At 68.0% G+C, this 21,466-nt stretch carries 20 protein-coding genes; 14 read left to right on the plus strand and 6 right to left on the minus strand.

Features of this window, described 5'->3' with window-relative positions; all coding sequences use genetic code 11:
* The first annotated feature begins 6 nt into the window (after positions 1-6).
* From ACZ5BU_RS22085 to ACZ5BU_RS22100, 4 genes are all read left to right on the plus strand, one after another.
* Entirely contained in the window at positions 7-1,002 is a 996-nt protein-coding gene (locus tag ACZ5BU_RS22085; RefSeq protein WP_465701581.1) for an NADP-dependent oxidoreductase, read from the plus strand.
* Between the two features lie 45 nt (positions 1,003-1,047).
* Entirely contained in the window at positions 1,048-1,914 is an 867-nt protein-coding gene (locus ACZ5BU_RS22090; RefSeq protein WP_465701583.1) for an alpha/beta fold hydrolase, read from the plus strand.
* Positions 1,911-2,720, plus strand: coding sequence for a hypothetical protein (locus tag ACZ5BU_RS22095; RefSeq protein ID WP_465701585.1), 810 nt, complete (start codon positions 1,911-1,913; stop codon positions 2,718-2,720). The genes ACZ5BU_RS22090 and ACZ5BU_RS22095 overlap by 4 nt, the downstream gene beginning before the upstream one ends.
* Before the next feature lie 122 nt (positions 2,721-2,842).
* Positions 2,843-3,445: a TetR/AcrR family transcriptional regulator gene (locus ACZ5BU_RS22100; protein WP_465701587.1), complete on the plus strand. Its 603-nt coding sequence runs from the start codon at positions 2,843-2,845 to the stop codon at positions 3,443-3,445.
* 25 nt (positions 3,446-3,470) lie between these two features.
* On the opposite strand, the gene ACZ5BU_RS22105 is transcribed toward ACZ5BU_RS22100, so the two are convergent.
* On the minus strand, positions 3,471-4,109 hold the full coding sequence (locus tag ACZ5BU_RS22105; RefSeq protein ID WP_465701589.1) for a TetR/AcrR family transcriptional regulator: 639 nt from the start codon (positions 4,107-4,109) through the stop codon (positions 3,471-3,473).
* A gap of 93 nt (positions 4,110-4,202) precedes the next feature.
* Between ACZ5BU_RS22105 and ACZ5BU_RS22110 the strand changes: the two genes are divergently transcribed.
* Complete coding sequence (locus tag ACZ5BU_RS22110) at positions 4,203-5,132, plus strand: NADP-dependent oxidoreductase (RefSeq protein WP_465701591.1); 930 nt, start codon at positions 4,203-4,205, stop codon at positions 5,130-5,132.
* 148 nt (positions 5,133-5,280) lie between these two features.
* Positions 5,281-5,427, plus strand: a complete 147-nt coding sequence (locus ACZ5BU_RS22115) for a hypothetical protein (RefSeq protein WP_465701593.1) — start codon at positions 5,281-5,283, stop codon at positions 5,425-5,427.
* Between the two features lie 3 nt (positions 5,428-5,430).
* Here ACZ5BU_RS22115 and ACZ5BU_RS22120 read toward each other — a convergent pair whose 3' ends face one another.
* A complete protein-coding gene (locus tag ACZ5BU_RS22120) occupies positions 5,431-6,273 on the minus strand; it encodes an alkaline phosphatase family protein (RefSeq protein WP_465701595.1) in 843 nt (280 codons plus the stop codon).
* A gap of 192 nt (positions 6,274-6,465) precedes the next feature.
* Here ACZ5BU_RS22120 and ACZ5BU_RS22125 point away from each other — a divergent pair, with 192 nt between their 5' ends.
* Both ACZ5BU_RS22125 and ACZ5BU_RS22130 read left to right on the plus strand, forming a co-directional pair.
* Positions 6,466-7,788, plus strand: a complete 1,323-nt coding sequence (locus ACZ5BU_RS22125; protein WP_465701597.1) for a TIGR01777 family oxidoreductase — start codon at positions 6,466-6,468, stop codon at positions 7,786-7,788.
* 109 nt (positions 7,789-7,897) lie between these two features.
* Positions 7,898-8,872 (plus strand): cytochrome c oxidase assembly protein, encoded by a 975-nt coding sequence (locus tag ACZ5BU_RS22130; RefSeq protein WP_465701599.1) that lies wholly within the window; start codon positions 7,898-7,900, stop codon positions 8,870-8,872.
* Between the two features lie 4 nt (positions 8,873-8,876).
* Here ACZ5BU_RS22130 and ACZ5BU_RS22135 read toward each other — a convergent pair whose 3' ends face one another.
* From ACZ5BU_RS22135 to ACZ5BU_RS22150, 4 genes are read right to left on the minus strand one after another with little or no spacing between them, the layout of a single operon-like run.
* Positions 8,877-10,817, minus strand: a complete 1,941-nt coding sequence (locus ACZ5BU_RS22135) for a glycoside hydrolase family 127 protein (protein ID WP_465701601.1) — start codon at positions 10,815-10,817, stop codon at positions 8,877-8,879.
* 8 nt (positions 10,818-10,825) lie between these two features.
* Positions 10,826-11,650, minus strand: coding sequence for a carbohydrate ABC transporter permease (locus ACZ5BU_RS22140; protein ID WP_465701603.1), 825 nt, complete (start codon positions 11,648-11,650; stop codon positions 10,826-10,828).
* Positions 11,647-12,507, minus strand: a complete 861-nt coding sequence (locus tag ACZ5BU_RS22145) for a carbohydrate ABC transporter permease (protein ID WP_465701605.1) — start codon at positions 12,505-12,507, stop codon at positions 11,647-11,649. Before ACZ5BU_RS22145 ends, ACZ5BU_RS22140 begins: the two co-directional genes overlap by 4 nt.
* A complete protein-coding gene (locus tag ACZ5BU_RS22150) occupies positions 12,504-13,805 on the minus strand; it encodes an ABC transporter substrate-binding protein (RefSeq protein WP_465701607.1) in 1,302 nt (433 codons plus the stop codon). Before ACZ5BU_RS22150 ends, ACZ5BU_RS22145 begins: the two co-directional genes overlap by 4 nt.
* A gap of 165 nt (positions 13,806-13,970) precedes the next feature.
* Between ACZ5BU_RS22150 and ACZ5BU_RS22155 the strand changes: the two genes are divergently transcribed.
* The 6 genes from ACZ5BU_RS22155 (at position 13,971) to chvE (ending at position 21,444) form a co-directional block, all read left to right on the plus strand.
* Entirely contained in the window at positions 13,971-14,990 is a 1,020-nt protein-coding gene (locus ACZ5BU_RS22155; RefSeq protein WP_465701609.1) for a LacI family DNA-binding transcriptional regulator, read from the plus strand.
* 16 nt (positions 14,991-15,006) lie between these two features.
* Positions 15,007-16,029 (plus strand): LacI family DNA-binding transcriptional regulator, encoded by a 1,023-nt coding sequence (locus tag ACZ5BU_RS22160; protein ID WP_465701611.1) that lies wholly within the window; start codon positions 15,007-15,009, stop codon positions 16,027-16,029.
* A 95-nt stretch (positions 16,030-16,124) separates the two neighbouring features.
* Entirely contained in the window at positions 16,125-17,789 is a 1,665-nt protein-coding gene (araB, locus tag ACZ5BU_RS22165; protein WP_465701613.1) for a ribulokinase, read from the plus strand.
* Positions 17,786-18,463, plus strand: a complete 678-nt coding sequence (locus tag ACZ5BU_RS22170) for an L-ribulose-5-phosphate 4-epimerase (protein ID WP_465701615.1) — start codon at positions 17,786-17,788, stop codon at positions 18,461-18,463. The genes araB and ACZ5BU_RS22170 overlap by 4 nt, the downstream gene beginning before the upstream one ends.
* Positions 18,464-18,476: 13 nt before the next feature.
* Positions 18,477-19,994 (plus strand): L-arabinose isomerase, encoded by a 1,518-nt coding sequence (araA, locus tag ACZ5BU_RS22175; protein WP_465701617.1) that lies wholly within the window; start codon positions 18,477-18,479, stop codon positions 19,992-19,994.
* Between the two features lie 310 nt (positions 19,995-20,304).
* Positions 20,305-21,444: a multiple monosaccharide ABC transporter substrate-binding protein gene (gene chvE / locus ACZ5BU_RS22180; protein ID WP_465701619.1), complete on the plus strand. Its 1,140-nt coding sequence runs from the start codon at positions 20,305-20,307 to the stop codon at positions 21,442-21,444.
* Positions 21,445-21,466: the final 22 nt, after the last annotated feature.

Here is a 21,466-nt window from a genome sequence, read left to right on the forward strand (position 1 = left end):
GAAGTCATGCGAGCGTTCGTCGTCAGGCAGTACAAGGGGCCGTTGGAGGAGGCGGACGTTCCTGAGCCCGTCGTCGGTGAGCACGACGTGCTCGTTCAGGTCCGGGCGGCCGGGCTCAACGTGCTCGACGAGAAGATCCGGGCGGGGGAGTTCCGGCAGGTCCTCCCGTACAAGCTGCCGCAGATCCTCGGCCACGACGTCGCCGGAACGGTGATCGGCGTCGGCGCAAAGGTGCAGGGGTTCCGGCTCGGCGACGAGGTGTACGGCCGGCCCGACAAGGACCGGATCGGTACGTTCGCGGAACGCATCGCGGTCGCCGAGACCGACCTGGCGCCGAAGCCGGTCTCCGTCAGCATCGAGGAAGCGGCCTCGCTACCGCTGGTGGCCCTGACCGCATGGCAGGCACTCGTCGAGCGCGGCAATCTCCGGCCGGGGCAACGGGTTCTCATCCACGCCGGCTCGGGCGGAGTCGGCTCGGTCGCGATCCAGCTCGCCAAGCACCTCGGCGCCACGGTCGCCACCACGGTCAGCGCCGGCAACGCCGACTTCGTCCGCGAGCTCGGTGCGGACGTCGTCGTCGACTACCGCAGCCAGGACTTCGAACAGCTCCTCGACGGGTACGACCTGGTCCTGGACAGCCTCGGCGGGGAGAACCTCGAGAAGTCGCTCCGCGTCCTGCGCCCCGGTGGCAAAGCGATCGGTATCGCAGGACCACCTGACGCGGCGTTCGCTCGTGAGCTCGGCGCAAACGTGCTGGTCCGGCTGGTGATGACCGCGCTCAGCAGCCGCATCCGCCGCCAGGCCCGGCGCCTCGGCGTGCAGTACGAGTTCCTCTTCATGCGCGCCAGTGGCGAGCAGCTTCGCCAGATCACCGCCCTCGTCGACGGCGGCGCGCTCCGGCCGGTCGTCGGACGGGTCTTCGACTTCGACCAGACCGTGGCGGCAGTGCAGTCGCTGGAAGCCGGCGGCATCCGCGGCAAGGCCGTCATCAGCAGGCCCTGACACCACCCATTTCATCAGGCATCAACCACGAAACAGGAGAACACCGTGAACACGAACGAACACCCACAGGACGCCGTCATCACCGCCTACAAGGACGCGCCCGCCCGCACCGTCGACGCGGGCGGCGTGACCTTCGCCTACCGAGAGTTGGGACCGAAGGGCGGGATTCCCGTCGTCTTCTTCGTCCACCTCGCCGGAACCCTCGACAACTGGGACCCCCGGATCGTCGACGCGATCGCGAAGGGCCGCCACGTGGTTGCCTTCGACAACCGCGGAGTCGGCGGGTCCACCGGCCAGGTACCGGATAGTGTGGAGGCGATGGCCGACGACGCCTACACCTTCATCACGGCGCTCGGGTTCGACCAGATCGACATCTTCTCGTTCTCGCTCGGCGGCATGGTCGCCCAGGCCCTGGTGGTGAAGCACCTGGAGCTCGTCCGCAAGCTTGTCCTCACCGGCACCGGCCCGAAGGGCGGCAAGGACATGGACAAGGTCGCCGGCGTCACGTACTACGACATCCTGCGCGCCACCCTGACCCGGTCGGACCCCAAGGAGTTCCTGTTCTTCAACCGCAACGCCACGGGCAAGCCTGCCGCGCGCGCGTTCGTCGATCGGCTCAAGGAGCGCACTGCCGACCGCGACGCATCGATCAAGACAAGGGCGTTCCAGACGCAGCTGAAGGCGATCAAGAAGTGGGGCCGCTCCACCCCCGACGACCTGTCGGCGATCACTCAGCCCACCCTGATCGCCAACGGTGACAACGACCGGATGGTGCCCTCGATCCTCTCCGAGGACCTGCACCGGCGGATCAAGAACAGCGAGCTGATCATCTACCCCGACTCCGGTCACGGCGGCATCTTCCAGTACCACCAGACGTTCGCCCCGCTCGCGGCCGAGTTCCTGGCCCGATGATGAGCACAACACCGACCGCCGCGAAGGTAGGGGTGACGAAGCACTTCACCTCCTCGATCCTGCTGTGGGTGCGTACGGACCAGCCCCGCCAGACCGGCATGGACTACTGGAAGGGCCCGCACTCAGGGATCATCTCGGCCACTCCGGGCCTGTTGGAATACCGGCAGATCCATCTCGCCGAGCACAACCCGGGCCTGTGGCCGGCCGCCGCCGGGGTGGAGACCTCGATTCCGGTCGACCGGAAGGTCGACGGCCTCGCAGAAGTCACCTTCCAATCGGCGTTGTCACCCCTCCAGGGGCGCAACCAGACCCAGCTCGCCTTCAAGGACGAGATCAACGTGTTCCGCCGCACCATCCTCTACACCGGACCGCCGAACTCGTCGCGCTGGTACGACGTCGCCGGCGCGGGCGAGAGAGTCGGTGCCCGGGCCCTGGTGTACCTCCGCCGCCGGGACGGGGCCGGCGCTGGTGAGTTCCGCAAGTTCGTCAAGACGCAGCTCGCGCCCGCACTCGCCGGCACCGGCGTACTGAAAGAGCTGCGTACGCAGACGTTCCTGCCCTGGATCGAAAAGCTGTGGGACACCCCGAACGTCGCGCACGACAACCCCGACGGCCAGCATTTCCACGCATCCGTCAGCCTCGGGTTCACCGACACCGCAGCACGGGACGCCTTCTTCACCAGCACCGCGATCGAGAGTCTGTCCACCCAGCTGGCACCGCTCGCCTCCGCGATCCACGCGTACGACGTCACCGCGGCCCTCACCTACGTGAAGAACGGCGCCATTCTGCCGCAGTACCAGCAGTAGCGACATCTCTCGCAACCCCCACAGAAAGAACGCAAACATGCCTTCTCGTGGCCGTGGAAGAATGAGCGCCGCACAGTGAAGCCCGGACAGCAGGAGCCCGTACAGCAGTGAAGGACGGCAGCATGTCACTTGACTCCCGACCGGTCGGACGGCGCGAGCGGAACAAGCAGCAGAAGCTCGAACGGATCACCGAGGCCGCCCGAGAGCTGTTCGCCGAGCGCGGCGTCGACGAGGTCACCACCCAGGAAATCGCCGACAGGGCCGACATCGGTACGGGCACCCTGTTCCTCTACGCCAAGACCAAGGGCGAGCTTCTCCTGCTCGTACAGAACTCCACCTATGCTGACGCGCTCGCACAAGGCAGGTCGGCGGCCGAGAGCGTCCCCGACATTCTCGACGCGGTGATGGCGATCGTCCGCCCGGTCGTGGAATGCAACCGCAAGCAGATCGACAACGGGCGGACCTACCTGCGGGAGATCGTCTTCGGCGACCCCGAAGAACCCCATCACCGCGACGCGCTCGTCCTGACCGTGCAGACCGAGCAGGCCATCGCCGACGTGCTGCAGCGCGACGGGCGCATCGCGGCCGCCGACGCCGCGACACTCGCGCACATCGTGTCCGCGATCATGTTCGTCAGCATGGCGGCGACGATCAACCTCGCGAACCCGGTCGACGACGTCGTCCAGGAGATCAGGGACCAGGTCCGGGTTCTGCTACCGAGCTGATCCCGAGGAGCCGCAGGGCAGCGGGCTAGGTGCTGCGGCCGGACCGGACCATGGCTCGATAGAGGGCCGTTGGGGCTGGTGGTTCGGGGAGGGGCGGCAGGTCGGCGTCCGGGGTGCTGTACGAGCGGAGCATGTGGGCGACGAGGCGTCGCCACGTGTCCGGGGCTGCGTCGCCGGTGGCGGCGACGACGCCGGCGTTGGCCATCAGGAGGATGACGAGATCTTCGGGGCTGAAGTCTGCGCGTAGACGGCCGGTGGCCTTGGCGCGGGTGACGAGTTCGACGTACCCGTTGTAGGCCTCGTCGCGCCGTGCCTCGAGGGCCTTGGCCGCTGGGAAGGTCATGGCCAGGACGTCGGCGAAGCCCCGGTCGGCGGCCTGCATGCCGCAGACGGCCTCGATATATCCGGTGAAGCCGTGCCATGGATCGGGATCGGCGAGGGCTTGCTCGACGGCGGCGGCGTAGGCGTCCATCCGGTCGGCGAAGACCGCGGTGACGAGCTCGTCGCGAGTCGCGAACCGGCGGGCCAGGGTGGCTTTGCCGACCCCTGCCTCGCGGGCGACCGAGGCCATCGAGACGTTCAGCCCCTCGGCGGCGTAGAGGCGGCGCGCGGCGGCCAGGATGCGGTCGCGGTTGCGCTCGGCGTCGGCGCGCAGCTCGTTCATGTCCACAGTGTAGCTAACTGGAACGCGCGGTCCACTTGTGGTTATGCTGGAACCGGAAACGGGAAGGCCGTTCCACTTATGGAAGGTGTTGCCATGCGCGCAGTAGTCCTCAACTCCACTCCCGGCACCCCGTCGGTGGGTGAGGTCGAGACCCCGAAGCCGGACGCCGGTGAGCTGCTGGTGAAGGTGGCGGCCTCGTCGGTGAACGGGTTCGATTCGTTCACCGCGGCCGGTTATCTGCAAGGGATGATGGAGCACCGCTTCCCGCTGGTGGTGGGGATGGACTTCGCGGGTCACGTCGAGGCGCTGGGCGATGACGTGGACGGCTTCGCGGTCGGGGACGCGGTCTTCGGCGTCGCGCGCAAGCCGTTCCTCGGCGCGGGCTCGATGGCGGAGTACGTCGTCGTGTCGGCCGGCGGCGGCGTCGTCGCGATACCGGACGGCCTGAGTCTGCAGGACGCCGGCGCGCTGGGGCTCGCGGGTACGGCGGCCTCGGATGCCGTCGACGCCGTCGAACCGGAGCCGGGGGAGACCTTGCTGATCTCGGGCGCCACCGGGGGCGTCGGCGCACTCGCGGTTCAGCTCGCCGCCGGGCGAGGCGTGCAGGTGATCGCCACTGCGCGCCCCGGCACTGAGACCGAGTTCGTGTCCGGGCTGACCGGATCGAAGGTCCATCCGGTCGACTACATGGCCGATCTGGAGGCCCAGGTGCGCGCGATCGCGCCCGACGGCGTGGACGCAGTACTGCATCTGGCAGGCGATCCCGAGCAGTTGGCCGGCCTGTTGCGGCCGGGTGGGCGGATCGCGTCAACCCTTGGTGCCGCGATCCAGCGCCAGGACGTCGTCGTACACGGGGTGATGGCCGACACCAACGCGCAGACCTTGGCCGACCTCGCGGCGCGGTCCGCGGCAGGTGAGCTTCGCGTACCGGTCACCGCCACCTACGCGTTGCACGAGGCGCCCGAGGCTTTCGCGGCCTTCGGGGCCGGTGCCCTCGGCAAGCTCGCCATCACCTGCTCGTAAACCCCAACAAAAGAAGGAGTTCTGATCGTGGTCGCGCCGAGCGAGTCGGCTGTCGACGATCTACAACCCCAGATCGAGTACAACTTGTACGGCGCTGTCACCGCGGCCCGAGCTGTACTGCCGGCGATGCGAACTCACCGGAACCGGCGTGTATGCCGCCCACGTAGCGATCAGCACCTGGATCGGCGAGAACGCCCCGGAAGGCTTCCCGTCCGCGACCCCCGAACAGATCGCCCCGCTCTACTGGGACCTGTACGAGGGCCGCGACCAGGCTGAATACGTATTCAGCGGTTGATGCTCAGTTCCAGCTGTCCGTGATCGGGGTGGTGTTGGCGGCGGCGCCGGCGTGCGGTAGGTCGTACATGTCCTCGACCGTGCGCAGTACGCGGAAGTGGTTGATCCGCTCGCTGTAGCTGCCCGGCTTGACCGGCTGGCCGTTGAAGATCGTGGCGATCCGGTTGCCGCTGGTGCGGTCGTCCTCGTCGAACGTGGTGATCAGCACGCTGTTGTGGGTCTTGGCCCACTGGACGTACGCGTCCAGGTGGCTCTTCAGCCAGCTGTCACCGGTCGCGACGGAGCAGTCGTGCATGTCGTTGCAGAGGTTGGGGATGACCCACGACACCGTCGGCAGTTGGCTGTAGTCGGTCGGGAAGGCGCTGAACGGCTTGTTGTCGGCAGCCGGTACGTTCTTGAAGTTGACCCACGGCGCGTGCTTCCGGGCGTACCGGCCGGAGGTGCACACCGTCGACCCCGTGGACGGCAGGTCCTCGGAGTAGCCGCTGAAGGTGAGGCCCTTGGCGATCAGCTGAGCGCCTTCGTTGTCGGTCGAGAAGCTGTGCGGGCAGGAGTCGTCGGTGATGCCCTGGTTGGATCCCGAGAACAGGTCGAGGTAGTTGGGCTGGCTCGGGTGCTCGATCGCGTACGAACTGGTGAAGTTCGCGCCGGTCGAGGCGAGCTGGTTGAAGTACGGGGCCTGGGGGTTGCCGATGATCGATCCGGCGGAGGTGTTCTCGAACATCACGATCACGACATGATCGGGACGCGGTACGCCGGTGACGGCGACGGCGGGTGCTGCCGCGGTCAGCGGAGTACACAGACCGAGGATCGAGGCGAGTGCGACTACGGGGCGGAAAGTGCGCACCAGGAGCTCCTTTCGAGAGCGAACAGTTGGACATCAGCGTCCAGCAGGACGCCGACCACCAACCCACCCTGCCCCGAACGACACTCCGACACCAGATGAACACGCCCGGTGAAGACTGAGCGTTCTCTCAGAAGACCTCCGGCCCGTGCGAGAGTTGTGCTGGTACGGCGTACGTCGGTGAGGAGCACCTTGATGGGACTGACCGGTAGTGCGATCGTGCGGGCGCCGCGTGACGAGGTGTATGCGTGGTACGCGCGGCCGGGGGCGGTTGTCCGGTTGACGCCGCCGTGGATGCCGGTGCGGATCGTTCAGGAGGCGACCGATCTGGCGGACGGGACCGCTGTTCTCGGGTTCCCGTTCGGGCTGCGGTGGGCGGCGCGGCACCGGGGCGCGCGGCCGCCGGAGCAGTTCGTCGACGTCCTCGAGTCCGCGCCGCTGAAGTGGGTGGTGCGGTGGCGGCACACCCACGACTTCGAGGAGGTCACGCCGGAGACGACCCGGGTGATCGACCGGATCGACAGCAACGTCCCCGCGTGGTTGCTGCGTTCGATGCTCGCGTACCGGCACCGGCAGTTCGCGGACGATCTGGCGGCGCGGCAGCGCGCGGTCGAGGCGGGGATGCGGCCGTTGACGGTGGCAATGACCGGCAGCCACGGCACCATCGGTACGGCACTGAGCGCGCTCCTCACCACCAGCGGGCACCGGGTGATCCGGCTGGTCCGGGGGCAGGCGACCGGGCCGGACGAACGTGTCTGGGACGTCGACGCGCCGGCGCCGACGCTGCTGCAGGGCGTGGATGCGGTCGTTCACCTGGCCGGTGCCTCGATCGCCGGCCGGTTCACGGCCGAGCACCGGAAGGCGATCAGGGACTCGCGGATCGGGCCAACCGGCGCACTGGCCCGGCTGGCCGCGGAAAGCGATCCCGAGGTCTTCGTGTCGGCGTCCGCGATCGGGTACTACGGACCGGATCGCGGCGACGAGCCGCTGCCCGAGTCCGCCGGGCGCGGGGAGGGGTACCTCGCGGAACTCGTGGCGGAGTGGGAGAACGAGACCCGTCCTGCCGCGGACGGCGGTCTCCGCGTGGTCAACGTCCGTACGGGTCTCGTCCAGACGCCGGCGGGTGGCGTACTAAGCTTCCAGTACCCGCTGTTCGCGGCCGGGCTCGGCGGTCCGCTGGGATCCGGACGTCAATGGCAGGCGTGGATCGGGATCGACGACCTCGCCGACATCTACCACCGGGCCTTGTACGACGACGACCTGAGCGGCCCGGTCAATGCCGTGGCTCCCGAACCGGTCCGCAACGAGGACTACACGAAGACGCTGGCCCGGGTTCTGCACCGCCCAGCCGTGCTCCGCGTACCCGCCTTCGCGCCCCGTCTCCTCCTGGGACAAGAAGGTGTTGAAGAACTGGCCTTGGCTTCGCAGCGCGTCGTCCCGACCCGCCTGACCGAGCTGAACCACACCTTCCGTTACCCCGACCTCGAGCCCGCCCTCCGCCACCTCCTCGGCCGTTAGGCACGCCAGGCCCCGAGGTCAGGGGCGGGCGGGGGTGTGTAATCCTGGCGGACGGCGGATTTCCGGACGAGTGGGTGGTGAGCGGGTGGACGGCGGTAGCGGTGCGCCGATGTCTGATCCGGGTGTGTTGACGTGGAGTTCTTTCGTCAGCAGTTGGCGGCCGGAGTTCGGTTGGTTCCTCGTCAGCCTGTTGCTCGCGGCCGGCTACTGCGTCCTGCGGTTCCGCGCTCGCTCCACGGTCCACCTCTGGCGGGTGGTGTCGTTCGTACTCGGCTGCGTGCTGCTGTGGGTGTGCGTGGCATCGGGGATCGGCGCGTACGCGATGGACGTGTTCTGGATGCACATGATTCTCCACCTGCTGCTCATCATGGTCGTACCCACGCTGCTCGTCCTGGGGCACCCGATCACCGTCGTGCTCGAGTCCCTGCCCGCCGACCGCCAGGCGCGGGCGCGACGGATCGTCGCATCGCGCGTGCTCGGGATCCTGACGCTGCCCACGACCGGGCTTGCCATCTACACCCTGGTGATCGTCGCGACCCATCTGACCGGGTTCATGGACCAGATGGTGATGCATCCCTGGCTGATGACAGGTGAGCAGGTGCTGTACGTCGTGGCCGGCTACCTGTTCTTCCTGCCGCTGCTCGGCGAGGAGCCGCTCCGCTCCGACCCGGGGTACCTGCTCCGCCTGGTGCTGTTCCTGATCGGGATGCTGCCGGACACCGTGGTCGGCATCGTGCTGCTCCAGACCGACCGGGACCCGTTCCCGATGATGATGAGCCACCATCCCTCCTGGGCCCCCGACCCGTTGACGGACGTCCACACTGCTGGCGGGTTGATGTGGGCCGGCGGGGACGGGCTGATGATGTTCGCCGCCGTCGGGCTGATGATCAGCGTCGTCGCCTCACCCCGCAAGCGCGATCGGATGGCGGGCAGCTGGCTGGACGGCGTACGCCGTACCGTGATCGCGGCGGAAGTCGGCGCCGACCCGGGCCGGCAACTCGACCCGGACAGCGACGAGGCGTACGAGGCCTACAACCGGATGCTCCAACGGCTCGCCTCCGACGAGCGAGGTAAGCGCTCGTAGACCTTCACTCGGCGAGCGGCAGCCAGACGCGCATCGTGGACGGACCGCGTTCCGCCCAGTCGTGGTACGGGACGAGCGGCACCTCGACGGCGTCGACCGGCTGCGGTTCACCAGGCGTGGAGACGTACGGCCAGTCGTTGGTGTCGTCGTTGTGGACGACGAGGACCCGGACGACCGGTACGCCGTCCTTCGTGATGATCGGCGCCGCCGGATCCAGCCGGACCTCCGCGACCTCACCGGCCCCGCCGGCCGCCACGAGGTCCAGGGATTCCAGGCAGAACACCTCCGGCCCGCGTTCGACCGCGACACAACCACGGACGGCGTCGATCCGGCTGTCCGGATGGACCACGCGCGGTTCGATCGGCAGGTCGAGCTCGACGCAGTCGCCGGCGCGGAAGGATCGCCGTACGACGGCCCACCCCGGCTGCGCGACCTCCGAGGTCACGATCCTGCCCTCGGAACGAACCCGGAGTTCGGCGTCGACGGCCCAGTGCGGGATCCGCAGCGACACCGTGATCGGCTCGTCGATCGCGACCGGAGCGGTGACCCGGACGCTGCCGGAGCGCGGGTAGTCGGTGTCGACGTCGAAGGCGATCGCCTGTCCGGCTACCGAGGTCCGGATCGTGCAGGCCGCGTACTGGTGGAGTTGAAGGCCCTCGTCGTCGGCCGTCGCGACGAACGCGTCCAGGCCGGCGAGCGTACGGGCGACGTTCGGCGGACAGCACGAGACCTCGAACCACGGCGCACGCAGCGACGACTCGGCCCGCGGCGAGACAGCGTCGTCGGCGGCCGGTGTTCCGGGCGTTCGTTGATGCAGCGTGTTGGCGTAGTAGAACGCCGTACCCGACTTCGACGGCGAGGTGGCCACGACGTTGAAGAGGGTCCGTTCGACGAGGTCGCTGTAGCGCGCGTCGCCGCGGGCCAGCGCCAGCCGCCAGCTGAACATGACCGACGCGATGCCGGCGCAGGTCTCCGAGTACGCGCGGTCCGGTGGGAGGACCCAGTCCTCGCCGAACGCCTCGTCCTGGTGGTGCGACCCCTGGCCGCCGGTGATGTAGGTGCGCCGGGCAACGGTGTTCCGCCACTGCGTCTGCAGAGCCGACATGAGCTCGGAGTCCGCGGTGTCCACAGCGACGTCGACCGCTCCGGCGGCCAGGTAGTTCGCCCGTACGGCATGGCCGCGCGACACGGTCGCCGCACGAATCGGCACGTCGTCCTGGAAGTACTGCTGACCCCACTCGATCTGCTTCAACGTTCCTCGGCCGCGGCGCTCGATGAACAGCCGCGCCTGTTCCAGGTACCGAGGCTCACCGACGGCACGTGCGAGTTCGGCCAGCCCGGTCTCGACGACCGCGTGGCCACAGACGCTCTGGATCCCGTCTGCTCCGAAGGCGTCGCAGACCAGGTCGGCGGCGCGCGTGGCGATGGTGAGCAGCCCGTCGTCGCTGTCCGGGCGGGTCCGGACGCGAGCGACCGCGGCCTGGAACAGATGTCCGAAGCAGTACAGCTCGTGGCCCCACTCCAGGTCGGACCAGCGGGCGGGTTGACCGGGGCGGCCCGTGTACGTGTTGAGGTAGCCGTCGGGCTCCTGGGCAGCCGCGACCCGCGCCACGACGGACCGGAAGAGTGTTTCCAGCTCTTGGTCGTCGGTGCGTCCGATCTCCCAGGCGAGTGCTTCGAGGTACTTGTAGATCTCGGAATCGGAGAACTCGCGGCCGCGGCGTCCGGCCGGCAACGTGCCCTGGGCGGCGCGGTCGAAGTTCGGGAGCCAGCCCTCGCGTTCCAGCCAGTGGTTGATGTGCGGCAACGTGTTGCGGGCGTTGACGCGCTGCCGCTCGGCCCAGAAGCCGCCGGTGATGCGTACCTCGTCCGATCCGAGCGGCCGGAACCGGCCCGTGCTCGGAGCGACTGGTACGAAGCCGGGCTGGTGATCAGTGAGTTTCATCCGATGTCTTATCCCTTGAATGCGCCCGACATGAAGCCGCGGACGTAGTGACGTTGAAGGAGGAGGAAGAGCACGAGGCACGGCAGCGCCAGGACGACCACGCCCGCCTCGGTCGCGCCGTAGTCGATGACGCCCTGCACCTGGACCCGGAGGTTCGAGACCGCCAGGGGCAGCGTGAGCTTGCTCGAGTCGTTGATCAGGATCAGCGGCGCGAAGAAGTCGTTCCAGGCGGCCAGGAAGGCGAACAGCCCGACGGTGATCAGTCCCGGCTTGACCGCGGGCAACAGAACTCGCCACAGCGCCGTCCAGGTGGAGCAGCCGTCGACCATCGCGGCCTCGTCGAACTCCCGCGGGATCGCCTCGAACGAGATCCGCATCATGAACGTTGCGAAGGGCAACTGGAACATGGTGAGCACCAGCGCCACGCCGAGGAGCGAGTTCTGCAGGCCGAGCTGGTTCAGCAGCACGTACAGCGGGATGAGCAGGGTGGCGTACGGGACCATCAGGATCGCGAGCGTGGTCAGGAACAGCAGGTTCTTGCCCGGGAACGAGAACCTGGCGAACGCGTACCCGCCGAGCAGCGAGATGAGCAGCGTCAGCAGCACCGTGGTGAGCGAGACGAACGCCGAGTTCGCCAGGTACTGCCAGATGCCCGCCTGGTACTTCGACAGGGTGTCGTAGTTGCCGAATCCCCAGCCGCTGCTCTGGCTCGTGCCCGCCTGCGGGGACACCGACGAGACGGCCGTCCACACCAGCGGGAACAGGAAGATGATCGCCAGCCCACCGGTGAAGATCCAGTACGGCGTCCGCAGCGCGAGCTTCGAGATCGTCATCGCTCCTCCGGGGTCCGGAACGCCCGCAGCTGCAGGACGTTGACGATCACCAGGGCGACCAGCACGATCACCGACAGCGCGGCCGCGGCGCCGAGATCGTTCTGCCCCTGGAAGGCGACGATGTAGATCAGCTGGACGACGGTGATCGTGCTGTTGTCCGGACCACCCTTGGTGAGGATGTAGAACTGCTCGAACGCCAGCAGCGACCCGGTGACGCACAGGATCGTGGTCAGCGCGAGCGTCGGACGCAGCAGCGGGAGCGTGATCCGGCGGAAGGTCTGCCACCGGGACGCGCCGTCGACCCGTGCCGCCTCGTAGATGTCGCCCGGGATGCCCTGCAGTCCGACCAGCATCAGCAGCATGTAGAAGCCGGCGAAGCGCCAGACGATCAGGAACGTGGTCGAGTACAACGCGGCGTTCGGCGTACCGAGGAAGGACAGGCCGAGGCCGCGCAGCGGCCCGACCAGGGGCGAGTACAGCACGTAGAAGAGCAAGGAAGCCGAGGCGAGTCCCAGTGCGCTCGGAACCAGAAACGATGCCCGGAGCAAGTTCTTCCAGCGACTGGATTCCTGGACGAGCAGGGCAAGTCCCAGTCCGAGGCCGATCAGTAGTACGGTCGCCAGGGCTGTGTACTTGGCGGTGAAGACGACCGAGTCGGCGAAGAAGCGGTTGTGGATCACCTTCTGGTAGTTGTCCGGGGCATTGAACCCCTGGTTGCCGCTGAGCAACGGCCACCGCGACAACGACATCCGGATCACCAGGAACAACGGGACCAGGAACAGTACGACGACGAAGACCGTGGTCGGGGTGGCGTAGAGCCACCCCTTGACGGCGTTCCGCCGGGACCTGTCGGTCACTGCGCCGCCAGGACGCCGGTGACCTGCTGGTTGTCCGCGTCGAGTTTGCCGGCGTCGCCGAACACCTGGTCCCGGACCAAGGTGAGCCACGGGCTGTTGGCGGCGTTGTACGCCTGCTGGAAGTTCAGCGCGACCGGCGTCTGGCCCTTGCCCGCGACCTGGTTGATCGTGACGAGACGCGGGTCCTTGGCGGCGTACTTGTTGTTGGCCAGGTCGGTGCGGGAGACGACGTCGTTGTCCTTGGCAAGGACCTCCACCTGGGCGTCCTCGCTCATCATCCAGTTCAGGAAGCTCCAGGCCTGGGCAGCCTTCTTCGAGTCCTTCGAGATGCCGATGCCGTCACCGCCGACGAAGGTGGACGAGCCGCCGGCAGGTCCGGGGATCCCGGCAACACCGGCGTCGAACTTGGTGGTCGACGACAGCAGCGTCGCGGGGTAGAACATCAGCCCGACCTTGCCCTGGGTGAAGCCCGCGGTCCAGGTCGCGCCGGTCTCGTCCTTCGACGACGGCAGGACGGCGCCCGACGTCCACAGGTCTCGCCACGTGCTGAAGATCTTCTTGCTCGGGTCGTTGGTGAAGTTCGCCTGGTTCCCGTCGGGGTTCATCACCTGGTCACCGGCCGCCCACACGCTCGGGAACCACGTGAACACTAGGCAGCCGCCGCAGTTCAGCCCGGTCGCGGTGCCGTACACGTCCTTCTTCTTCAGCGCCTGGATCTTCTTCGCGTCGGCGGCGTACTCGTCGAGGGTGGCCGGCGCCTTCTCCGGATCGAGTCCGGCCTCCTTGAAGAGCTGCTTGTTCCAGAACAGCATCGACAGGTCGAGGACGAACGGCAGCACGTAGTTCTTGCCGTCCAGGGTGCCGGCCTTCATGTGGCCCTGGTTGATCTGGTCCTTGAAGCTCAGTTGACCGACGTTCGAGCTGATGTCCTTGAACAGCCCCTGCTTGACCCAGTTGGGTACGTACACGATGTCGGCGGCGAACAGGTCCGGCAACCCGCCGGACCCGGCCGCGGCGCCGACCTTGGCGACGTAGTCGTCGTTGGGTACGACAGTCAGCTGGACCTGGTTCTTGTGGTTCTGGTTGTACGCCGCGACGAGCAGCTTCGCCTGCTTCTCCAGCGGAGCGCGGGTCCACAGCGTCAGGGTGGTTCCGTCGTCGGTCCCGCCGGCCGGGACGTCGACCGCCTTCTGGGCTCCGCCGCCGTTCCCGCCGCACGCATTCAGGGCCAGCACCGTGGTGGTCACACCGATTGTCAGCAAGGCCCGCAGACGGCCTCCGCGCTGCCACGAGATCATTCCTACTCCTCAGGCTGGGTGAAAACGGTTTCTTGGCCTCGGAAGCGCGAGGCGTACTAATTTACGAAAGAGACCGAAAAGGTTTTCGGCTGCGTGTAAGGTAAGTGCGGGTCGAGTGGGCGTCAAGATCTCGGCACCGATCGGAGACGAGGAGCCACGAGGAGCATGGCGGGTACCGACGCGAGGGTGGTCACCCTCAGCGATGTCGCGCGGCTGGCCGGAGTGTCGGTGGCGACCGCCTCGAAGGCGCTCAACGGCCGCAGCCAGGTCGCGGCTCGGACGCGTGCCCGGGTCGAGGCGGCCGCGAAGCAGTTGTCGTTCGTCCCGAACCGGATGGCGCAGGGCCTGCTCGCCGGCCGGACCGGCACGGTCGGCCTGCTGACCAGCGACCTGCAGGGGCGGTTCGTGATCCCGATCCTGATGGGCGCCGAGGACGCGTTCGGGGCGGGCCGGGTGAGCGTGTTCCTGTGTGACGCGCGGGAGGACACGATCCGCGAACAGCATCACCTGCAGGCTTTGCTGAGCCGTCGGGTCGACGGCCTCATCGTCGTCGGCAGCCGGACGGATCCGCGGCCCACCCTCGGGCACGAGATTCCGGTCCCGGTCGTCTACGTCTACGCGCCGTCCGACGATCCCGGCGACCTGTCCCTGGTTCCCGACAACGTCGCAGCCGGCCGCCTTGCCGTGGAGCACCTCGTCGCATGCGGCCGCCGCAGAATCGCGCACGTGTCCGGCGATCCGGGCTACGCGGCGGCACTCGACCGTGCGGCAGGGGTCGAGCAAGGCCTCGAGGCAGCCGGCCTGGAGCAAGTCGGCGACAGCATGTACGCCGACTGGTCCGAGCGCTGGGGCCGCGACGCGACCGCCGTACTGCTCGACCGTCACCCCGACATCGACGCGATCGTCTGTGGATCCGACCAGATCGCCCGCGGCGCGTTGGACACCGTCCGGGACCGGGGCCGGGTCGTACCGGACGACGTGGCCGTGATCGGCTTCGACAACTGGGAGCCGATGGTGGAGAACTCCCGTCCGGAACTGACGAGCATCGATCCCAACCTGCAACTCCTCGGCCGCGCGGCTGCCCAACGGGTGTTCGCCGCGCTGGACGGCGACGAGCTCGGGGCCGGCGTCCACCATCAGGCACCCCGCCTCGTCATCCGCGGATCCACAGTCCCGCGCAGCTGAGCCCTACTATTTCCACATGGTGAGAGCGGGCTGGGGAAACGGGCGGGCGCCGAGCATGACGGACGTTGCCGCGGCGGCCGGTGTCTCCCACCAGACCGTGTCCCGGGTGCTGAACGGCTCTGAGCTGGTTCGGGCCGAGACTCGTGCCCGCGTGCTGGCCGCCATCGACGAGTTGGGCTACCGGCGCAACAACGCGGCCCGCCAGCTGGTGACGAACAGGTCGCACCGGATCGGGATGATCGCCGCACACCTGGTCCTGCACGGACCGGGCCGGATCGCCGTGTCGGTTCAGGAGGCCGGCCACAAGGCGGGGTACGACGTCTCACTGGTCGCGGTCGAGGACTTCTCCTCGCAGTCACTCCGGGACGCGGTCGATCGCCTGCTCGACGAGGCAGTCGAGGCGATCGTCGTCGCCGTTGCCCATCGCGAGGCACTCGAGCAGGTCAGCACGCTCGAGGTGCCAGTCCCGATGATCGTCGTCCAAGGAGTCAGCGTTGGGCAGCGGATGGCGGTCGGCATCGACCAGGAGGCGGGGGCCCGGGTCGCGGTGGAGCACTTGCTCGACCTCGGCCACCGGCGGGTCGCCCATGTCACCGGGCCGCTGGAGTGGGTGGAAGCCGGCCAGCGGCGGGTCGGCTGGCAACGAGCGCACGAGGACCGGCGGGTTCTGCCGGGACCGGAACTGTCCGGCGACTGGTCCCCGGAGAGTGGCTACAAGGCCGGTCTGCGGATCGCCGAGGATCCGGACGTGACGGCGGTCTTCGTCGCCAACGACGGGATGGCGATGGGGCTGATCTACGCGCTGCACGAGAAGGGTCGCGACGTGCCCGGCGAGATCAGTGTGGTCGGGTTCGACAACGGTCCCGAAGCGCCGTACCTGTGGCCGGCGCTGACGACCGTCGACCAGGAGTTCTCCCTGCTCGGCCGGCGCGCCGTCGAACTGACCCTGCGAGCGTTGGGAGGGGAGGCCGACCCGTCGACCCAGCTGATCCGTCCTACCTTGGCCGTCCGCGACTCCACGGCACGGCCTGAGAGTTAGCGCTAACACTGACGGTCCGAAACGGCCGTACAACGCTTGACAATACGAAATGTTAGCGTTCACAGTAACGTCACCATTGCTGAGAGGAACTGTGCATGAGCTCTGAAGAGCGCTACGTCGTCGGGGTCGATTTCGGCACCCTGTCCGGCCGCGCTGTCGTCGTCCGGGTCTCCGACGGAGCCGAGCTCGGTACGGGCGTCCACGAGTACGCGCACGCCGTGGTCGACGACCGGCTGCCGGCGACCGGTCTGCGGCTTCCGCCGGAGTGGGCCCTGCAGGTTCCGGACGACTACCGTGACGTGCTGAAGATCGCCGTACCCGCGGCGGTCGCCGCGTCGGGGATCGACCCGGCGCAGGTGATCGGAATCGCCACCGACTTCACGGCCTGCACGATGGTTCCGTGCCTGGCCGACGGCACGCCGCTGAACGAGGTCGACGGGCTCGCGGACCGGCCGCACGCATACGTCAAGCTGTGGAAGCACCACGCCGCGCAGCCCCAGGCCGACCGGATCAACGAGCTCGCCCGCGAGCGTGGCGAGGACTGGCTGCCGCGCTACGGCGGGTTGATCTCCTCGGAGTGGGAGTTCGCCAAGGCGCTGCAGTTGTTCGAGGAGGACCGCCCGCTCTACGACCAGATGGAGCACTGGGTCGAGGCCGCGGACTGGATCGTGTGGCAGCTGTGCGGCAGCTACGTACGAAACGCCTGCACCGCCGGCTACAAGGGCATCCTGCAGGACGGCCGGTATCCGTCGACGGAGTTCCTCGAGCAACTCGCGCCGGGCTTCGGCGGCTTCGTCGCCGACAAGCTGGAACACCCGATCGGCCAGCTCGGTTCCGCGGCCGGCGCGCTGACTGCCGAGGCCTCGGCGTGGACCGGCCTGCCCGAGGGCATTGCAGTTGCCGTCGGCAACGTTGACGCGCACGTGACGGCGCCGGCTGCTCAGGCCGTCGAGGCGGGCCAGATGGTCGCCATCATGGGTACGTCGACCTGTCACGTGATGAGCGCGGACGTGCTGCGTGAGGTGCCCGGCATGTGCGGTGTCGTCGACGGCGGCATCATCGCAGGTAGCTGGGGTTACGAGGCCGGCCAGAGTGGGGTCGGCGACATCTTCGGTTGGTACGTCGACAACGCCGTACCGCCGTCGTACCACGAAGCCGCGGCCGCCGCGGGGGAGTCTCTGCACGAACACCTCACGAGGCTCGCCGCCGACCAGGCGGTCGCGGAGCACGGACTGGTCGCGCTCGACTGGCACAGCGGCAACCGGTCGGTGCTGGTGGACCACGAGCTGTCGGGACTGGTCGTCGGCCAGACGCTGGCGACGCGCCCGGAGGACGGCTACCTCGCCCTGCTCGAGGCGACCGCGTTCGGTACTCGCGTCATCGTCGAGACCTTCGCGGCCAGCGGCGTACCGGTGCAGGAGCTGATCATCGCCGGCGGTCTCGCGAAGAACGCGCTGCTGATGCAGATCTACGCCGACGTCACCCGGCTGCCGCTCTCGATCATCGACTCCGAGCAGGGGCCGGCGCTGGGTTCGGCCATCCACGCCGCAGTCGCCGCGGGTGCCTATCCCGATGTCCCGGCCGCGGCCAAGAACATGGGCAAGGTCAAGCGCGCCGTCCACGTCCCGGACGAGCAGCGGGCCAAGGTCTACGACGAGCTGTTCGAGCTGTACGTCGAGCTGCACGACTACTTCGGACGGAACAGCAAGCTGATGCGGAAGTTGAAGGCGATCCGGCGTCAGGCGGTGGAGGCGAAGTGAGCGCGATCGCGGAAGTCGCCGGTACTCTCACCCGGCTGCGGGCCGAGGTCTGCCGGCTGCACGCGCAGCTTCCGGCGTACGGGCTGGTGGTCTGGACGGCGGGCAACGTCTCCGCCCGAGTCCCTGGTCACGACCTGATGGTGATCAAGCCGAGCGGCGTCGCGTACGACGAGCTGACCCCCGAGAACATGGTCGTCTGCGATCTGCACGGCCGGGTCGTCGAGGGTGAGCACGCGCCGTCCTCGGACACCGAGGCCCAGGCGTACGTCTACCGGAAGATGCCGGGCGTCGGCGGTGTGGTGCACACCCATTCGCCGTACGCCGTCGCGTGGGCCGCACGGGGTGAAGCGATCCCCTGTGTGACGACGATGTGCGCGGACGAGTTCGGCGGCGCGATCCCGGTGGGGCCGTTCGCGGTCATCGGTGACGACTCGATCGGCCAGGGCATCGTCGAGACGCTCCGCGGCTCGCGCTCGCCCGCGGTGCTGATGCAGAACCACGGCGTCTTCACCATCGGGCCGAACGCCAAGGCGGCCGTCAAGGCGGCGGTCATGTGCGAGGACGTCGCCCGGTCGGTACACCTGGCCCGGCAGCTCGGCGACCCGATCCCGATCGAGCAGTCGTACGTCGACCAGCTCTTCGATCGCTACCAGAACGTCTACGGACAACGATGACCGGAAGGACCGCATGTCTGTGAACAGCACTGAGACCGCCCGCGAGGTCTGGTTCCTCACCGGCAGCCAAAGCCTGTACGGCCCAGGCACTCTCGAGCAGGTCGCCGACCAGTCGCAGGCCGTCGCCAAGCGGCTCGCCGACGCCGATCTGCCGGTGCGGATCGTGTGGAAGCCCGTGCTGCTGGACGCCGACGCGATCCGCCGGCAGATGCTCGAGGCCAACAGCGCGCCGGAGTGCGTCGGCGTGATCGCGTGGATGCACACCTTCTCGCCGGCCAAGATGTGGATCGCCGGGCTCGACGCGCTCCGCAAGCCACTGCTGCACCTGCACACGCAGGCCGCCGCCGCGTTGCCGTGGGCAACGATCGACATGGACTTCATGAACCTGAACCAGGCCGCTCACGGCGACCGGGAGTTCGGCTACATCCAGTCCCGGCTCCAGGTTCCGCGGAAGACCGTCGCCGGGCATGTGGAGTCGCCGATCGTCCAGGAGCGAGTGGGGTACTGGGCTCGCGCGGCGCTCGGCGTCGCCGAACTCCGTTCGCTCAAGCTCGCCCGCTTCGGCGACAACATGCGCGACGTCGCCGTCACCGAAGGGGACAAGGTCGAGGCGCAGTTGCGGTTCGGCGTCTCGGTCAACACCTACAGCGTCAACGAGCTCGTCGCGGCGGTCGACAGCGTCGGCGGTGACGACGTCACCGCCCTGGTGGAGGAGTACGTCGACACGTACACCGTCGCGCCCGAGCTGCTCCCCGGCGGCGCCCGCCACGAATCTCTCCGGTACGGCGCCCAGATCGAGCTCGGTCTCCGGACGTTCCTAACGGCCGGCGGGTTCCGGGCGTTCACCTCGAACTTCGAGGACCTCGGCGGGCTCCGACAGTTGCCGGGGCTCGCCGTGCAGCGGCTGATGGCCGACGGCTACGGATTCGGCGGCGAGGGCGACTGGAAGACCTCGGTGCTGCTGCGGGCCAGCAAGGCGATGGCCGACGGGCTGCCGGGCGGCACGTCCTTCATGGAGGACTACACGTACCACCTGGTGCCGGGGGAGGAGAAGATCCTCGGCGCCCACATGCTCGAGGTGTGTCCGTCGATCACGTCGGCCCGCCCGTCCCTGGAGATCCACCCGCTGTCGATCGGCGGCCGCGAGGACCCGGTCCGGCTGCGCTTCACCGCCGATCCGGCGGACGGCATCGTGGTCGGGATCGCCGATCTGGGCGATCGCTTCCGGCTGACGGCCAACGTCGTCCATGTCGTCGAGCCGGACGAGGCGCTGCCGAAGCTGCCGGTCGCCTGTGCGGTGTGGAAGCCCGAGCCGTCGCTGGCCACGTCGGCCGAGTCCTGGCTCGTTGCCGGCGCACCGCACCACACCGTCCTGACGACGGCCCTCGATCGCGAGATCTACGAGGACTTCGCCGACATGCTGTCGGTCGAGCTGGCCGTCATCGACGCGTCGACGACCGTACGGGAGTTCCAGCGCGAGCTGCACTGGAACGACGTCTACCACCGGATCAGCCGGGCCGGAGGCCGCTGACACCTGGCACGACCTCGAGAAGAGCAGGCCCCCGCCCGTCCGGCGGGGGCCTGCTCTTTCTTGTTGCCCTCAGCAACCCGGTGAGTAAGTTTCAGTTGTTAACGTGTCCAGCGATTGGTGGGGATTTACCAGACCTCGGTGCAAATCAACCCCTGACGAGCGAATCCCTTCCAGAGAACGCTTTCCAGGCCAATGTCGTTACGGGACCGTGACGCCCGGATGACTGGTTCATGTCTTGACCGGTCGCCGTGATAGCGCCAATATGTGAACGCTAACAATCCCGTGAGGACTCCGTGGAGGGGAAGAGCTTGTGAAGAAGAGGTTTGTTGCCGCGTTGAGCGGCGCCCTGCTGGTGCTCGGCCTCGCGGCCTGCGGCGGACAAGGAGCGGGCGGCAGCACCGACACCGCCAGTCAGCAGCCCAAGGACCTGACCATCGGGGTGTCGATGCCGACGCAGACGTCGGAGCGCTGGATCGCCGACGGCAAGGCCGTGAAGGAGAAGCTCGAGGCGAAGGGCTACAAGGTCGATCTGCAGTACGCGAACGACGACATCCCGACCCAGTCGCAGCAGGTGGACCAGATGATCACCCAGGGCGCCGACGTGCTGATCATCGCGGCGATCGACGGGACCGCGCTGAGCAGCCAGCTGCAGGCGGCGGCCGACAAGAAGATCCCGGTGATCGCGTACGACCGGTTGATCCGCGGCAGCCAGAACGTGGACTTCTACGTCAGCTTCGACAACTACAAGGTCGGCGTCGCCCAGGCGACGGCGCTGCTGCGCGGGCTGGGCCTGGAGAAACCGGACGGCTCGAAGGGCACCAAGACCGGGCCGTTCAACATCGAGGTGTTCGCCGGCTCGCTGGACGACAACAACACGCACTTCTTCTTCAACGGCGCGATGGACACCCTGAAGCCGTACCTCGACAACGGCTCGCTGGTGGTCAAGTCGAAGCAGACGAAGCTGGAGCAGGTCGCGATCCTGCGCTGGCAGCAGGAGGCGGCGCAGAAGCGGATGGAGAACCTGCTGACCTCGAGCTACCACGACGGCAGCAAGGTGAACGGCGTGCTCTCGCCGTACGACGGCATCTCGCGCGGCATCATCACCGCCCTGCAGAACGTCGGTTACGGTACGGCCGCCAGCCCGATGCCGGTGATCACCGGCCAGGACGCGGAGATCGCGTCGGTGAAGCTCATCAACACCGGTGTGCAGAGCTCCACGATCTTCAAGGACACCCGGCTGCTGGCCGAGCAGGCCGTGAACGCCGCGCAGGCGTTCCTGCAGAAGAAGACGCCGGAAGCCAACGACACCAAGTCCTACGACAACGGCGTCAAGGTCGTCCCGGCGTACCTGCTGCCGATCAAGACCGTCTTCAAGGGCGACATCACCAAGGAACTCATCGACTCCGGCTACTACACGGCCGCCGAGGTGGCCGCCGGTCAGGCCAAGTGACTGTACGGCCGGGCCGGGCGGA

Source organism: Kribbella sp. NPDC031520, assembly GCF_055580825.1.

What these genes read in the sequence shown, in the direction of transcription:
- ACZ5BU_RS22085 (WP_465701581.1), top strand. Translation starts at nt 7, where the DNA reads ATGCGAGCGTTCGTCGTCAGGCAGTACAAGGGGCCGTTGGAGGAGGCG.
- ACZ5BU_RS22095 (WP_465701585.1), top strand. Translation starts at nt 1,911, where the DNA reads ATGATGAGCACAACACCGACCGCCGCGAAGGTAGGGGTGACGAAGCAC.
- ACZ5BU_RS22100 (WP_465701587.1), top strand. Translation starts at nt 2,843, where the DNA reads ATGTCACTTGACTCCCGACCGGTCGGACGGCGCGAGCGGAACAAGCAG.
- ACZ5BU_RS22105 (WP_465701589.1), bottom strand. Translation starts at nt 4,109, where the DNA reads ATGAACGAGCTGCGCGCCGACGCCGAGCGCAACCGCGACCGCATCCTG.
- ACZ5BU_RS22110 (WP_465701591.1), top strand. Translation starts at nt 4,203, where the DNA reads ATGCGCGCAGTAGTCCTCAACTCCACTCCCGGCACCCCGTCGGTGGGT.
- ACZ5BU_RS22125 (WP_465701597.1), top strand. Translation starts at nt 6,466, where the DNA reads ATGGGACTGACCGGTAGTGCGATCGTGCGGGCGCCGCGTGACGAGGTG.
- ACZ5BU_RS22130 (WP_465701599.1), top strand. Translation starts at nt 7,898, where the DNA reads ATGTCTGATCCGGGTGTGTTGACGTGGAGTTCTTTCGTCAGCAGTTGG.
- ACZ5BU_RS22135 (WP_465701601.1), bottom strand. Translation starts at nt 10,817, where the DNA reads ATGAAACTCACTGATCACCAGCCCGGCTTCGTACCAGTCGCTCCGAGC.
- ACZ5BU_RS22140 (WP_465701603.1), bottom strand. Translation starts at nt 11,650, where the DNA reads ATGACGATCTCGAAGCTCGCGCTGCGGACGCCGTACTGGATCTTCACC.
- ACZ5BU_RS22150 (WP_465701607.1), bottom strand. Translation starts at nt 13,805, where the DNA reads ATGATCTCGTGGCAGCGCGGAGGCCGTCTGCGGGCCTTGCTGACAATC.
- ACZ5BU_RS22155 (WP_465701609.1), top strand. Translation starts at nt 13,971, where the DNA reads ATGGCGGGTACCGACGCGAGGGTGGTCACCCTCAGCGATGTCGCGCGG.
- ACZ5BU_RS22160 (WP_465701611.1), top strand. Translation starts at nt 15,007, where the DNA reads ATGGTGAGAGCGGGCTGGGGAAACGGGCGGGCGCCGAGCATGACGGAC.
- araB (WP_465701613.1), top strand. Translation starts at nt 16,125, where the DNA reads ATGAGCTCTGAAGAGCGCTACGTCGTCGGGGTCGATTTCGGCACCCTG.
- araA (WP_465701617.1), top strand. Translation starts at nt 18,477, where the DNA reads ATGTCTGTGAACAGCACTGAGACCGCCCGCGAGGTCTGGTTCCTCACC.